Source organism: Roseibium marinum (assembly GCF_002906165.1).
Lineage (GTDB): Bacteria > Pseudomonadota > Alphaproteobacteria > Rhizobiales > Stappiaceae > Roseibium > Roseibium marinum.
On sequence record NZ_PPCN01000001.1, the window covers coordinates 498,214 to 511,067 of the forward strand.

Below are 12,854 nucleotides of genomic sequence, written 5' to 3' on the forward strand. Positions count from 1 at the left end.
ACAAGTGACACCTCGGGCCCGCTTCAGAAGGCCGGTTGATAAAGGGACTGCACAGTTTCCATGGGCGCTTATATCCTTCGCCGTTTATTGCTGATGATACCGACGCTGGTCGGGATCATGGCCATCAACTTCTTCATCATTCAGTTCGCGCCGGGCGGACCGGTCGAGCGGGTCATCGCCCAGCTTTCCGGCACCGATGTCTCGGCAACGGCGCGCATCAGCGGCGGCAGCAGCGACATGATGGGCGCCGGCAACGATGCCTCGGGCGGCAGTGGTGGCGGATCGGACAGCGTCACCTCGAAATACCGCGGGGCGCGGGGGCTCGACCCGGAATTCATCAAGGAACTCGAAGTCCAGTTCGGCTTCGACAAACCGCCGCTGGAACGCTTCCTGAACATGCTCTGGAACTATGCCAGGTTCGACTTCGGCGAAAGCTATTTCCGCGACATCCGCATTCTGGATCTCATCGCCGAGAAGCTGCCCGTCTCGATCTCTCTCGGCTTGTGGATGACCCTGATCTCCTATCTGGTGTCCATCCCGCTCGGTATCCGCAAGGCGGTGAGCGATGGCTCCCGGTTCGATATCTGGACTTCCGGCGTGATCGTTGTCGCCTATGCCATTCCGGGGTTCCTGTTCGCGGTGTTGCTTATCGTGCTCTTTGCCGGCGGTTCCTTCTGGGACTTTTTCCCGCTGGTCGGCCTTGTGTCGGAAAATTGGGAGCAGCTCTCGTGGCCCGCGCGCATCGCCGACTATTTCTGGCACCTTGCCCTGCCGCTCACGGCCATGGTGCTCTCGGCCTTCGCCACCACCACCTTGTTGACGAAAAACTCCTTCCTGGACGAGATCCGCAAACAGTATGTGACCACGGCGCGGGCCAAGGGGCTGACCGAACGCCAGGTGCTTTACGGTCACGTTTTCCGAAACGCCATGCTGATCGTGGTCGCCGGATTTCCGGGCGCCTTCATCTCGTCCTTCTTCGCGGGGTCTCTTTTGATCGAGACGATCTTCAACCTAGACGGTCTCGGCCTGCTCAGCTTTGAATCGGTCATCAACCGCGACTACGCCGTGGTCTTCGCCACGCTCTATATTTTCTCGCTGATGGGGCTGCTGGTGAACCTGCTTTCCGACCTCACCTACACCTGGATCGATCCGCGCATCGATTTCGAGAGCAGGGAGGTCTGATCGATGGATTCACGCCTCACCAAGGACATGGAAGACGCGGGCTACGACGTGCTCAATCCCCTGGCGGAAGAGACAGCGCCGCCGCCGCGAAAAATGCGTCTGTCGCCGATCAACCAGCGCAGGCTGACGAATTTCAAGGCCAACAGGCGCGGTTTCTGGGCGCTCTGGATCTTTCTGGTGCTGTTCGTGCTGGCGATGCTCGCCGAGTTCGTCACCAACGACCGGCCGATCGTGGCGTTCTATAACGGCGAATTGCTGGCTCCGGTCTTCGTCGACTACCCGGAAGAAAAATTCGGCGGCTTTCTGGCGGTGACCGACTATCGCGATCCGTTCATTCAGGAAGAGATCGCCGCCAATGGCTGGATGCTGTGGCCGCCGGTCCGCTATTCCTACCGTTCCGTGAACCACGACATTCCGATCCCGGCGCCGGCGCCGCCGTCCTGGTCGATGGACAAGGAAAAACGCTGCTCGCGTTATCCGCTCGGCGCGCAGGACCCCAATTGCAACATGGGTAACTGGAACTGGCTCGGCACGGATGACCAGGGCCGCGATGTCCTGGCCCGTCTTGTCTACGGCTTCCGGATCTCGGTGCTGTTCGGCCTGGCGCTGACGCTGGCCTCCTCCGTCATCGGCATCGCCGCCGGAGCGGTGCAGGGCTATTACGGCGGCTGGGTGGATCTTCTGTTCCAGCGCTTCATCGAGGTCTGGACAGCGATCCCGACGCTGTATCTGATCCTGATCGTCTCCTCGTTTCTGGTGCCGGGTTTCTGGACCCTGTTCACGATCCTGCTCGCCTTTTCCTGGGTGGCGCTGGTGGGCGTGGTGCGGGCGGAGTTCCTGCGTGGCCGGAATTTCGAATATATTTCGGCGGCCCGCGCGCTCGGCGTCTCCAATCCGGTCATCATGTGGCGGCATCTGCTGCCCAACGCCATGGTGGCGACACTCACCTTCATGCCGTTCATCCTGAACGGCTCCATCTCGACCCTGACCGCCCTGGATTTCCTCGGCTTCGGCATGCCGCCTGGCTCCGCCTCTCTCGGGGAACTGCTGGCGCAGGGCAAGAACAATCTCCAGGCGCCCTGGCTCGGCATTACCGGCTTCATCGTCATCTCGCTGATGCTGAGTCTTCTGATCTTCATCGGCGAGGCCGTGCGCGACGCGTTCGATCCGCGCAAGAGCTTTTTATGATAGATATTGAAGGCCACAAATGGAGACGGCCATGAACAGGATCGTCAGAAAGCATTTCCCGGTAGACAAGCTGCCCGAAGAACTTCGGGAAGGTTTACCGGAGGGCGTCGAGGTCACGGTAACTCTTGAAACCGAGTTGGAAACACAAGCTGATTTCGATAAAGACCGGTTTCAGGACGATCTTGACCGGGTTCGGGCGACATTGAAACAGACTGTTTCCCTGGAAGAGGCAACTCATCGCATTCGTGACCTTCGTGACGAGTGGGATGATTGATGGAGCCGATAAAACGACTTTACCTGGATACGAACATGTTCATTCTTCTGGGGGAGGGGCATGGAGATGCCCGGCGGAGCCACTTGATTGACATTGTCAGCGCGGCACCAGCAAGAGACAGTGCGTTCCTTTGTACGAGTGAGTTCACGCTTGCCGAACTGCTTGTCGTCCCGTTTCGCCAGAAAAACCATCAATTGATAGAACTTTACAAGGGTTGGGTTCATCCTGGTTCACCTTGGTTGGAAGCCGCGCCCGTCGAGCGTGATCTGTTGATCCATGCGGCTTTATTCCGCGACCAATATCCAGGAGTAAAAATGCCGGACGCAATTCACCTGACGACGGCGCTTTTTTTGACGGCAGACAAAGGAATTCCGAGAACGTCACGAATAACGATGCCAGGTCCGAAGGGCTTCAGCCGGACATCTGAAGACCTGGCGGCGATCGAGCCCACTGTTGAGAATCTCAAATCGATTTCGGCGCAATTACAATGAAAAACCAGACCCTGCTTTCCGTAGAAGATCTCTCCGTTGCCTTCACCCAGGGAGGCCGGGAGACGCTCGCCGTCGACAGGATTTCCTTCGACATCGAAAAAGGCGAAACCGTCGCTCTGGTGGGTGAAAGCGGGTCCGGCAAGTCGGTTTCCGCGCTGTCGGTTCTCAAGCTGCTGCCGTATCCTTCCGCCTCGCATCCCTCCGGCAGGATCCTCATGAACGGCCGGGATCTCCTGCAGGCCAATGACGGCGACATGCGCAAGGTGCGCGGCAACGACGTCTCGATGATCTTTCAGGAGCCGATGACCTCGCTCAATCCGCTGCATCCGGTGGAAAAGCAGATTGCGGAAATCCTCAGGATCCATCGGGGCATGGGTGAGAGCCAGGCGAGGACACGCGTTCTGGAATTGCTCAATCAGGTCGGTATCCACGAACCGGAAAAAAGGCTGAAGTCCTATCCGCACCAGCTCTCCGGCGGACAGCGTCAGCGGGTGATGATCGCCATGGCGCTCGCCAACGAGCCCGACCTTCTGATTGCCGACGAACCGACCACGGCGCTGGATGTGACGGTGCAGGCTCAGATCCTGGAATTGTTGAAGGACCTGAAGCGCAAGCACGGCATGGCCATGCTGTTCATCACTCACGATCTCGGCATCGTGCGCAAATTCGCCGACAGGGTCTGCGTGATGACGGACGGCAGGATCGTCGAACAGGGTCCTGTCGCCGACATCTTCGACAACCCGCAACACGATTACACCAAACACCTGCTCGCCGCCGAACCCAAGGGTGAGCCGCCCGCGACCGACACGCAAAAGCCCATCGTGGTTCAGGCCGACGACCTGAAGGTCTGGTTCCCCGTCAAACGTGGTTTCTTGCGCAAAACCGTCGATCACATCAAGGCGGTCGATGGCATCGACATCACCGTCCGCGAAGGCCAGACCCTCGGGATTGTCGGCGAGAGCGGGTCGGGCAAGACGACGCTCGGTCTCGCGATCCTGCGGATGATTTCCTCCACCGGGCGCATCGCCTTCAACGGACAGGAAATCCAGACTCATTCCTGGAAGGAAATGCGCCCGCTTCGGCGCGACATGCAGATCGTCTTCCAGGACCCCTACGGCGCGCTCAGCCCGCGCATGTCGGTCGCCGAAATCGTCGGCGAGGGCCTGAAGGTGCATTTTGCGGGGATCAGCGCGCAGGAGCGCGACCGCCGGGTGGCGAAGGCGCTGGAGGAGGTCGGGCTCGATGCCGCGACCCGGAACCGCTATCCGCACGAGTTCTCCGGCGGTCAGCGCCAGCGGGTCTCCATTGCCCGCGCCATGGTGCTGGAGCCGAAATTCGTCATGCTGGACGAGCCGACTTCCGCGCTCGACATGAGTGTGCAGGCCCAGGTGGTCGATCTCCTGCGCGACCTGCAAAAGGCGCATGGCCTGGCCTACCTGTTCATTTCCCACGACCTGAAGGTGGTGCGGGCGCTCGCCAACGAGGTCATCGTCATGCGTCAGGGCAAGGTGGTGGAATCCGGATCCGCGGAACAGATTTTCGACGCCCCGCGGACGGACTACACCAAGGCCCTGATGGCGGCGGCATTCCGGCTTGAGGCCGCGCCGGAAGGCATCGTCAGCGCGTGATCCGCACTGCCTGCAAGGGCCGGTAGCCTGTCGAATTTCCCTCTTTTTCAGTCGCCATCCGCAACGACCACGCGATCCCGGTCTTGAGCCGCGATCCGCCGTGAGGCCGCGGCTCAACGCCGGGGAGGCAAGGTGTGGCGGCGCGCGCATTCCGGTTTTCAGCTCCGGAAGAGACCAAGCACGTATCTGGTGCTGTAATACTAATGCTTGAAACATGACTATAGATATGTCAGATAGTCATTCTAAGGGGCGAAGGATAAGATTGCATGATCACAGCCGCACAAATGCGCGCCGCCCGCGCTCTTGCCGGTATCGACCAGAAGACACTCGCGGAAAAAGCCGGTGTCTCGGTGCCGACGATCCAGCGCATGGAGGCCAGCGAAGGCAATGTGCGCGGCGTGATCGAGACGCTGACGAAGGTTATCGAAGCGTTCAATGGCTGTGGCGTTGAAATCATCGGCGACAATCAGCAAAGCACCGGCGGCGGTCGTGGTGTCCGGCTGATCCAGCCAGGCTCATCCGGTACCCTGACAAAGTGATGTGCGGAAAATTCCCTGGCGACGACGACCGCCGGCTCTGGCGCGGACGGTCACGCCGCCTTCAAACAAGGCTGGATTGACAGGATGAACGCTCCTCGGCAGGCGCAATCGGTGCCTTCGGCAGGTGGACCGGGAATGGATCATTTTCCCAAGCCGACCTTTCTCGAACTCTTCACGCCCAAGCTCGTTACTGTTTTCAGGGAAGGCTATCACTGGCCGCAGTTCCGCGCCGACGCGATTGCCGGGCTGACCGTCGCCATCGTCGCCCTGCCGTTGTCGATGGCGATTGCCATCGCTTCCGGTGTTTCGCCTGAACGGGGTCTGTTCACCGCCATCATCGGCGGCTTCCTGATTTCAGCTCTTGGCGGCAGCCGGTTCCAGATCGGCGGTCCGGCGGGCGCTTTCATCGTGCTGGTCGCCGCGACCGCGCACCTCCACGGCATCGAGGGTCTGCTGCTCGCCACCATGATGTCCGGCGTCTTCATGCTTGTCGGCGGTTACCTGCGGCTCGGCACCTATATCAAGTTCATTCCCTATCCGGTGACCGTCGGCTTTACCGCCGGCATTGCCGTGATCATCTTCGCCAGCCAGCTCAAGGAACTCTTCGGGCTGGCATTGCCCGGTGCGGAACCTGGCGAGTTTCTTGAAAAACTGGCCGTGCTTTCGGCGGCGGCGCCCACGGTCAATGCTGCCGCTGTGACGGTCGCCGCGCTGACAATCGTCTCGATCCTCGTCCTGAAACGTCTGCGGCCGGGATGGCCGGGCATGCTGATCGCGGTAGCCGCCGCTTCCCTGGCCGCCACATTGTTCGCGCTGCCGGTGGAGACAATCGGCACCCGCTTCGGCGGTATTCCCCGCAGCCTGCCGCTGCCTTCGCTGCCGCCGCTCGATGGCGGGCTGATGCTTGCCGTCCTGCCGGACGCGATTGCGTTCGCGCTGCTGGGGTCGATCGAATCCCTGCTGTCCGCGGTAGTTGCCGACGGTATGACCGGGCGTCGCCACCGCTCCAATTGCGAACTCGTTGCGCAGGGTGTTGCCAACATTGCTTCTGCCCTCTTCGGCGGCATCTGCGCCACCGGCACAATCGCGCGCACGGCGACCAATGTCCGCGCCGGGGCGCACGGCCCGATCGCGGGCATGCTGCATGCGCTGTTTCTGCTCGGCTTCATGCTGGTGGCCGCGCCGCTGGCCAGCTACATCCCGCTTGCCGCTCTTGCCGGCGTTCTGGCCGTCGTCGCCTGGAACATGGTTGAAAAGCAGGCTTTCATCGCCCTCATGCGTTCGTCGCGCGGCGATGCGCTTGTTCTGCTCGTGACCTTTCTGCTGGTCGTTTTCCGCGACCTCACGGAGGGCATCGTCGTCGGCTTCGCGCTCGGGGCCGTCCTCTTCATCAACAGGATGTCGAAGACCATTGCCGTTGAAGCGCATCTCCCCCCGCCCCTCGACGATGTTGCCGACAGGACCAACGGCGACCGCTATGCCTATCACGCCGAGAGCGCCAGCGATCCTCACACAGTCATCTACCGGATCTCGGGAGCTTTTTTCTTCGGAGCCGCCGCCACCGTCGGCTCGGTGCTCGACCGCATCGCCGATCAGCGTCGCAACTTCATTCTGGACTGCTCGGCGGTGCCCTTCCTCGATTCAACCGCTGCCAGCGTCATAGAGGGAACGGTGCGCAAGGCCCATCGCGCCGGGGTGCGCTTCTTCATCACCGGTGCCACCGAGCAGACCCGCCGCATGCTGGTCACGCACAATGTCCGCCCGCCCCAGGTGCGTTACAAGGCAACGATTGAAGCGGCGCTGCGGCAGCTCAAGACGGAAGGCGAAACGGGCCCGGATCTGTAATTACGGCGCTTGTCGAATTGCCGGGATGCCGATGTACAGAGATCCGCGCGAAATGCCGCTTCACCCAACCCAGCAAGTGGCGAAGAAGCCGTTCTTTTCCTGATCCTTGCCGATGGAGCGCCGGGTCTTGAAGCCGATCAGGCCGTCGGCGCCGCCAACGTCATGGCCGAGGCCTTCAAGCCGCTGCTGCAGGTTGCGCACCGCGCCGCGCGTGGTTTCCTTCATCGGTTTCCACTCCCCGGCAAAGCCTTTGTTGCTGCCGTAGCGGTCGGCAAGATGGCCTATGAAGAGCGCATAGGTATCGCTCTCGTTATAGTCCTTGATCACGTAGAAATTTTCCGTGGCGATGAAGGCCGGGCCATAGCGGCCGGCAGGCAGGAGAATGTTGCCCGGCCGGTTCAGTTCATGATCCGGAAAGGGTTTGCCGCTGACCCGCCTGACGCCTTCGCGGACGAATGCGGAGATCTTCTGGCGGTTGTCCGGCCCCTCGCGGGTGCACGATACGCTCTCGGGCAGAATGACCTCATAGCCCCAGTCCCGGTCCTTTGCCCAGCCATGTTCGGATAGGTAGTGCGCGATCGATGCCATGGTGTCGACTTGCGACGTCCAGATGTTGCGTTTGCCGTCGCCGTCGAAATCGACGGCGTATTTCAGGTAGGACGACGGCAGGAATTGCGGCTGGCCCATCGCTCCGCCCCAGGAGCTTTTCATCGCCTGCCGCGATATATCGCCGTTCTGCAGGATTTTCAGCGCGGCGATCACCTCGCCTTTGAAGAAGTCCGGCCGCTGGCCCATGAAGGCCTGCGTCGCGACAACCCTGAGAGCGTCATGCGGGATCTTCGCTCCGCCGTAACCGCTCTCCCGCGCCCAGATGGCCAGGATGATGCGTCCGGGCACACCGTATTGCGCTTCGATTTTCCGGATCGTTCCGGCATGCTTTTGCATCAGGCTGCGCCCGCGCGGCACCAGCGCGTTGAACTGGCTGTCGCGGAAATAACGGGCGGGCGACTTGAATTCGGATTGAAAGTTGACCTTCGGCGGAGACCCCTTGCCGCCCGGGCCGACGAGGCCGGGCAGGGACGTGTCCGGCGTGAGGCCGGAAAGCTCCCGGTCGAGCGTCGCCTGGGAAACCCCCGCCTGCCGCGCGGCGGGCACGATCTCGGTGTTCAGAAACTGCCGGAACTGCGCGTCATATTGACCGGCCTGAAGCTGGAAGCCGGAAAAGACGAAAGCGGCAAGGACGGCTGAGCACAGCGTGGCAAATCGGCGGATCAAGACAGGCTCCGGAAGTTGACTCTCTGCGGCGAGCCTAACACGTTACAAGCCTGAGTTGGACTGTACCTATAGCTCTGTCCAGTTCAAATTGCGGCCTGTCTGGTCCGTCAGCCAGGCCTTGTCGAACCGGAACCAGCTGCCGCCGCGCTTCTGGTCGTGTGTCCTGGAGATCGGCGCGCCCATCAGGTGGCACATCAAAAGCGTACCGACGCCGCCATGTCCGGTAAAGAGAACGGGGTCGGCGTCCGGGACATGGCGCAGGGCGCTCCTGATTCCGGTGACGATCCGGTTCTGCGCATCGATCGCCCGCTCCCAGCCGCGCACGGACTTGTAAGGATCCGCGAAGAAAATATTTGCGGTTTCCTCAAACTCCGCGGGCGGGAGAAAACCCGTGGCGCTGCGGTCGTTCTCGTGCAGGAAGGGCAGGACCCGTTGAAAGACATTCAGGCGGGCCGCGAAGGTCTGCGCGGTTTCCACCGCCTTGGTCTCGCCGCTCGAAATCACGCTGCGGATGTCTCCGGCAAACGGCAGGAAAGCGGCCTTTGCCGCCCGTTGCCTGCCGGCATCCGACAGTCCCCATTCAGGGACAGGAACCTCGGGGTCGATCTTGACCTCCGGATGGGTCAGGTACACGCACCAGGTCATGCCGTTCCATCCTCGTATTTCGGGCCGGGACCTAGATCCTGTTATCCATCCAGCCGGCGATCAGCTCATAGGCAATGGAGATCGACGGCGGGATCCTGTGGCCTTCCGGATGAGTGCCGGACATCATCTGGCGAACTTCCTCCCGGCCGCACCATTTGCACGCCTCCAACTCGTCATCCTCGATCTCGATTTCGGAAGATATCGCCGTGCCGGTGCAGCCGATCATCAGGTTGGCCGGAAACGGCCAGGGCTGGTTGGCGATCAGCTGCACTTCACCGACCCTGATGCCCGATTCCTCCAGGGTTTCTCGGCGTACGGCCTGCTCAACGGTTTCCCCCGGTTCCATGAAACCGGCGAGCGTGGTGTACATGCCCTCCGGCAGCCGGGCCGGTCGGCCGAGCAGCGCGCGCTCGCCGTCGGTGATCAGCATGATCACGCAAGGGTCCGTGCGCGGGAAATGCTGGCCGCTGCAGGCAGGGCAGTCGCGCCGGTACCCGGCTTCGGCCATGACGGATTTTTCGCCGCAGCGCGAGCAGAACCGGTGGGTCCGGTGCCAGTGCACCAGCGCGCGGGCCTGGGCCAGCGGCCCGAGATCCTGCGGCGGGAGCAGCTTCTGCAGCGCCAGTGTCCTCAGGTCCACCAGTCGCAGGTCCGGCCGTGTTTCCAGATCCTCGTCGCTGTGCGGCAGCGTGGCCGCGAACAGTGCCTGACCGGTCTCGGGGCGCAATCCCAGGAAAACCATTTCGTCTGGGTCGGCTCCCAGCACCTTGGCGGCGTCAAGCCCATGTCCGATCGCAAGCGTCTCTGTGGCATGAAAGACCAGTGTCGTGTCGGTCGATAGCACGACTTGCGTGTCCGGCCTGTTCAAAAGACCGGAGAGATAGCTCCGGTCGCCGCGCCGCGTCGACTGCCGGTCGAGGCTGTTGCCGAGAAAGCTCATCTCCATCGGCAGGAGACCGGCGGCGCTGGCTTGCATGTTCTGATCCTTGGAGAGGTTCTGGAAGGAGGTGTGCTGGCTGGAGGTGTGCTGGTTGGGCATCGGTTGCCGCAGAGACTAGGACGGCAGGAGAACAGTGTCCAGACGGCCGGCTCCGGTCAGGCAGGGCGCCGCCGTCGTTATTCGTCTTCCGATGAAAAGGCGTCCCGGAGCTGTTCGATCAGGTCGTCCGCCTTTTCCGGATCGTAGTGCTGCGCGGGAACCGCGCCCCAGACCGGTCCCGGCCAGGCGGCGTCGTCCCGGAAGCGGGCAATGACATGCACATGCAACTGGGACACCTGGTTTCCGAGCGCGGCGACATTCAGCTTTTCGCAATTGATCACGGAGCGCAGCACCTTGCTGGCGCGCGCGATCTCCCTCATGAGCTGCTGCTGGTCCGCGTCGTCGAGATCGATGATTTCGACCAGGTCCTGCTTGCGCGGGATGAGCATAAGCCACGGATAATTGGCATCCTTCATCAGGCGCACGGCGCAGAGCGGCAGATCGGCGACAGGATAGCTGTCGCCTTCAAGGCGTGGGTTGAAATTGAAAAAGGACATGTTTCTTCATCCAAAGGCATTCAGGAATGGCATCGCCGGTTCAACCGGATATGGGCAAGGGTGCTCACAGTTGCCGATTGCGTTTGCCCAGCATATGGCTAGATTTGACGGGATGTGAAATTGTTTTCACACCGCACCTCTCCTTTATCGTTTACCGCCCGGAGTGACGCGCCATGCCATTGGAAACGGTCTTCAGTTTCGTGCTGGTCACCAGCCTGCTGGTGATGTCGCCCGGTCCGAACGGGGTTTTGATCGCCAAGACCACGCCCACTTCCGGACGGGCCGCTGCCTTTAGCAATGTCGGCGGATTCGTGACGGCCTTTTTCCTGCACGGAACCCTGTCGATCCTCGGCATCTCGGTTCTCCTGGTGCACTCGGCGGAAGCGTTTTTCGCCGTGAAGATGCTCGGTGCGGCCTATCTGTTCTGGATCGGGCTGAAAGCACTCAGGGACGCCTTTTCAGGAAAGGGAATCGCGCCTTCCGTTGCGCCGGCCAGACGCAGGCGGACGTTGACCCGCGCCTATGGCGAGGGCTTTCTGACCAATGCGCTGAACCCGAAGGTCTCCATGTTTTATCTGGCGGCCTTTCCGCAATTCATTCCGGCGGGAGACGGGGCCATTTCCGCCGCCTTCTCGCTGGTGGCGGTTCACTCAATCATCAACGTCCTCTGGTTCAGCTCCCTGATCGTCCTCTTGTCCAGAATGACAAAGGCCGCCCGCAACGGGGCTTTCCAGCGCTGGCTCAAGGGCGTCACCGGACTTGTCTTCATGGGGTTCGGGCTGAAACTGGCGACGCTCCGCCCTTAATCGAGTTAATTTGCAGGACCGGTTTTCCGGCAAACAAAAAACATCGGCTGCCCCCTTGCCAACCCCCATGGGGGATCTGATATAAGGCGCTCGGGAGGTTGGTGGTGGACGAGCCACTCGCCAACCGGGTCAGGTCCGGAAGGAAGCAGCCCTAACGAGCCTCGGCACGGGTCGCCGTGCCAGCCTCCCACCCAACAGACCGGTCGTCACCGGTTATAGAATGTCAAAGCACCGCCGGATTTCCGCGGTGCTTTTTTATTTCCGCGCGCCGGACCGGCGCGCGCGCAGGGCCGCCATCAGCGCTTGCGCGGTCGCATGGGGCTCTCAATTGACAAATTGGTAGATTGGTACCAATATAACACCGATGAAGACATCGGTCGAACGCGTTCAAACAGGCATGCGTCTGGAAAAACGGCTTCTCAAGGTTCTGAAGGGGCTGGCGGAACATCTGGATATCACGCTGGGCGATCTGATCGAGGCAATCGCGTTGCACAGCTTTGAGAACAACCCGCCGTTTTCGGACGGTACGCTGGAAAAGATCCGGCAGCTCAAAAGCGTCTACGATCTTCATCTCGATGCCTCGGACAGCCACAAGCTGAAGGACGACGGAGAAAATGAGTCTGTACCCTAAGGATTATTCCGCCCTGGCGGAGCGTTTCGAAACGCACGCTCTTCAGGCGGAGGGTTTCACGCATGTCGATCATATCGGCGTCGCCTGCCAGATGCTGCAGAAATACGATTTCCTCGATGCGGCGGCCCGCTACGGCGCGTCTCTCAAGACCCTGGCGGCGCGGGCTGGCGCACCAGGCAAGTTCAACACCACCCTCACGCTGGCGTTCCTGAGCATACTTCGCGAGCGCATGGCCGATACCCCGCACGCAAGCTTCTGCGAGTTTCTGGAAAAGAATCCCGAACTCGTGTCGCGAACCCTTCTTTCCGGCTGGCACTCGGACGAAAGACTCGGTTGCCAACGGGCGCGGGACGCTTTCGTGATGCCGGACCGGTTCCGGACCTGAGGCCGTCTGTTCAGCCTTTGCCGCCATTCAGGCGGCGCTCGTTGGAGCGCACGCGTTTTGCGTAGGGTTTCACCGCCGCCGCCGCGAGCGCTTCGCCATGCCGGCTGGAAAAGTCCGGCTGTTGGCCGAGGCTCATGGTTCTGAAAAAAGCCAGACCCTGGAGAGCCATGGTGCTATTGATGGCCAGGGCGCTTTCGATGGAGGCCTCGGCTTTTTCAAACACCATGCGGTTCATTTCGGTTGCATCGTGTGCTTCACCCGCAAAAGCGGATGCCGCCATGGATTCGCACCGTTTTGCGATGACCATCGGCGCGTGAAACCACAGGCTGAACATGTCGTTCGCAAGATTTGATTTTTTGGTTATGACGGTGTCTCCGTGAGAGGAATGCCTGGCAGCGATAAAAAGCAACCGCCGTGGCCCGCATGATG

At 61.2% G+C, this 12,854-nt stretch carries 15 protein-coding genes and 1 other RNA gene; 11 read left to right on the forward strand and 5 right to left on the reverse strand.

Annotated elements, in window-relative coordinates; genetic code table 11:
• The first annotated feature begins 60 nt into the window (after positions 1–60).
• The 7 genes from CLV41_RS02330 to CLV41_RS02360 all read left to right on the forward strand — a co-directional run bounded on the left by CLV41_RS02330 (position 61) and on the right by CLV41_RS02360 (position 7,147).
• The gene (locus CLV41_RS02330; RefSeq protein WP_103220654.1) at positions 61–1,182 is read left to right on the forward strand and encodes a microcin C ABC transporter permease YejB; all 1,122 of its coding nucleotides are present in this window, start codon (positions 61–63) and stop codon (positions 1,180–1,182) included.
• A 3-nt stretch (positions 1,183–1,185) separates the two neighbouring features.
• A complete protein-coding gene (locus tag CLV41_RS02335; protein WP_103220655.1) occupies positions 1,186–2,370 on the forward strand; it encodes an ABC transporter permease in 1,185 nt (394 codons plus the stop codon).
• Between the two features lie 31 nt (positions 2,371–2,401).
• The gene (locus CLV41_RS02340; RefSeq protein ID WP_146048479.1) at positions 2,402–2,644 is read left to right on the forward strand and encodes a hypothetical protein; all 243 of its coding nucleotides are present in this window, start codon (positions 2,402–2,404) and stop codon (positions 2,642–2,644) included.
• Positions 2,644–3,135, forward strand: coding sequence for a type II toxin-antitoxin system VapC family toxin (locus CLV41_RS02345; protein ID WP_103220657.1), 492 nt, complete (start codon positions 2,644–2,646; stop codon positions 3,133–3,135). The genes CLV41_RS02340 and CLV41_RS02345 overlap by 1 nt, the downstream gene beginning before the upstream one ends.
• A complete protein-coding gene (locus tag CLV41_RS02350; RefSeq protein WP_103220658.1) occupies positions 3,132–4,763 on the forward strand; it encodes an ABC transporter ATP-binding protein in 1,632 nt (543 codons plus the stop codon). The genes CLV41_RS02345 and CLV41_RS02350 overlap by 4 nt, the downstream gene beginning before the upstream one ends.
• 266 nt (positions 4,764–5,029) lie before the next feature.
• The gene (locus CLV41_RS02355) at positions 5,030–5,302 is read left to right on the forward strand and encodes a helix-turn-helix domain-containing protein (protein ID WP_103220659.1); all 273 of its coding nucleotides are present in this window, start codon (positions 5,030–5,032) and stop codon (positions 5,300–5,302) included.
• A 135-nt stretch (positions 5,303–5,437) separates the two neighbouring features.
• On the forward strand, positions 5,438–7,147 hold the full coding sequence (locus tag CLV41_RS02360; RefSeq protein WP_170107091.1) for a SulP family inorganic anion transporter: 1,710 nt from the start codon (positions 5,438–5,440) through the stop codon (positions 7,145–7,147).
• A 60-nt stretch (positions 7,148–7,207) separates the two neighbouring features.
• On the opposite strand, the gene CLV41_RS02365 is transcribed toward CLV41_RS02360, so the two are convergent.
• From CLV41_RS02365 to CLV41_RS02380, 4 genes are all read right to left on the reverse strand, one after another.
• On the reverse strand, positions 7,208–8,422 hold the full coding sequence (locus CLV41_RS02365) for a lytic murein transglycosylase (protein ID WP_103220661.1): 1,215 nt from the start codon (positions 8,420–8,422) through the stop codon (positions 7,208–7,210).
• 66 nt (positions 8,423–8,488) lie between these two features.
• Positions 8,489–9,067 carry a histidine phosphatase family protein gene (locus CLV41_RS02370; RefSeq protein WP_103220662.1) on the reverse strand — a complete coding sequence of 193 codons (579 nt, stop codon included), beginning with the start codon at positions 9,065–9,067 and terminating at the stop codon, positions 8,489–8,491.
• Between the two features lie 31 nt (positions 9,068–9,098).
• Positions 9,099–10,106: an NAD(+) diphosphatase gene (gene nudC / locus CLV41_RS02375; RefSeq protein WP_208987229.1), complete on the reverse strand. Its 1,008-nt coding sequence runs from the start codon at positions 10,104–10,106 to the stop codon at positions 9,099–9,101.
• Between the two features lie 77 nt (positions 10,107–10,183).
• Positions 10,184–10,603, reverse strand: coding sequence for an HIT domain-containing protein (locus tag CLV41_RS02380; protein ID WP_103220663.1), 420 nt, complete (start codon positions 10,601–10,603; stop codon positions 10,184–10,186).
• 173 nt (positions 10,604–10,776) lie between these two features.
• Here CLV41_RS02380 and CLV41_RS02385 point away from each other — a divergent pair, with 173 nt between their 5' ends.
• From CLV41_RS02385 to CLV41_RS02400, 4 genes are all read left to right on the forward strand, one after another.
• A complete protein-coding gene (locus CLV41_RS02385) occupies positions 10,777–11,409 on the forward strand; it encodes a LysE family translocator (RefSeq protein WP_103220664.1) in 633 nt (210 codons plus the stop codon).
• Positions 11,410–11,502: 93 nt separating this feature from the next.
• An RNA gene (gene ffs / locus CLV41_RS02390) (signal recognition particle sRNA small type) lies at positions 11,503–11,600 on the forward strand.
• A gap of 173 nt (positions 11,601–11,773) precedes the next feature.
• On the forward strand, positions 11,774–12,040 hold the full coding sequence (locus CLV41_RS02395; RefSeq protein ID WP_103220665.1) for a hypothetical protein: 267 nt from the start codon (positions 11,774–11,776) through the stop codon (positions 12,038–12,040).
• Positions 12,024–12,425, forward strand: coding sequence for a hypothetical protein (locus CLV41_RS02400; RefSeq protein ID WP_103220666.1), 402 nt, complete (start codon positions 12,024–12,026; stop codon positions 12,423–12,425). The genes CLV41_RS02395 and CLV41_RS02400 overlap by 17 nt, the downstream gene beginning before the upstream one ends.
• Before the next feature lie 10 nt (positions 12,426–12,435).
• On the opposite strand, the gene CLV41_RS02405 is transcribed toward CLV41_RS02400, so the two are convergent.
• Positions 12,436–12,759, reverse strand: coding sequence for a hypothetical protein (locus CLV41_RS02405; RefSeq protein WP_103220667.1), 324 nt, complete (start codon positions 12,757–12,759; stop codon positions 12,436–12,438).
• Positions 12,760–12,854: the final 95 nt, after the last annotated feature.

Bases quoted from the DNA above. Each gene is read 5' to 3' on its own strand.
- CLV41_RS02330 (WP_103220654.1), top strand. From the start codon at position 61: ATGGGCGCTTATATCCTTCGCCGTTTATTGCTGATGATACCGACGCTG.
- CLV41_RS02335 (WP_103220655.1), top strand. From the start codon at position 1,186: ATGGATTCACGCCTCACCAAGGACATGGAAGACGCGGGCTACGACGTG.
- CLV41_RS02340 (WP_146048479.1), top strand. From the start codon at position 2,402: ATGAACAGGATCGTCAGAAAGCATTTCCCGGTAGACAAGCTGCCCGAA.
- CLV41_RS02345 (WP_103220657.1), top strand. From the start codon at position 2,644: ATGGAGCCGATAAAACGACTTTACCTGGATACGAACATGTTCATTCTT.
- CLV41_RS02350 (WP_103220658.1), top strand. From the start codon at position 3,132: ATGAAAAACCAGACCCTGCTTTCCGTAGAAGATCTCTCCGTTGCCTTC.
- CLV41_RS02355 (WP_103220659.1), top strand. From the start codon at position 5,030: ATGATCACAGCCGCACAAATGCGCGCCGCCCGCGCTCTTGCCGGTATC.
- CLV41_RS02360 (WP_170107091.1), top strand. From the start codon at position 5,438: ATGGATCATTTTCCCAAGCCGACCTTTCTCGAACTCTTCACGCCCAAG.
- CLV41_RS02370 (WP_103220662.1), bottom strand. From the start codon at position 9,067: ATGACCTGGTGCGTGTACCTGACCCATCCGGAGGTCAAGATCGACCCC.
- nudC (WP_208987229.1), bottom strand. From the start codon at position 10,106: ATGCCCAACCAGCACACCTCCAGCCAGCACACCTCCTTCCAGAACCTC.
- CLV41_RS02380 (WP_103220663.1), bottom strand. From the start codon at position 10,603: ATGTCCTTTTTCAATTTCAACCCACGCCTTGAAGGCGACAGCTATCCT.
- CLV41_RS02385 (WP_103220664.1), top strand. From the start codon at position 10,777: ATGCCATTGGAAACGGTCTTCAGTTTCGTGCTGGTCACCAGCCTGCTG.
- CLV41_RS02395 (WP_103220665.1), top strand. From the start codon at position 11,774: ATGAAGACATCGGTCGAACGCGTTCAAACAGGCATGCGTCTGGAAAAA.
- CLV41_RS02400 (WP_103220666.1), top strand. From the start codon at position 12,024: ATGAGTCTGTACCCTAAGGATTATTCCGCCCTGGCGGAGCGTTTCGAA.
- CLV41_RS02405 (WP_103220667.1), bottom strand. From the start codon at position 12,759: ATGTTCAGCCTGTGGTTTCACGCGCCGATGGTCATCGCAAAACGGTGC.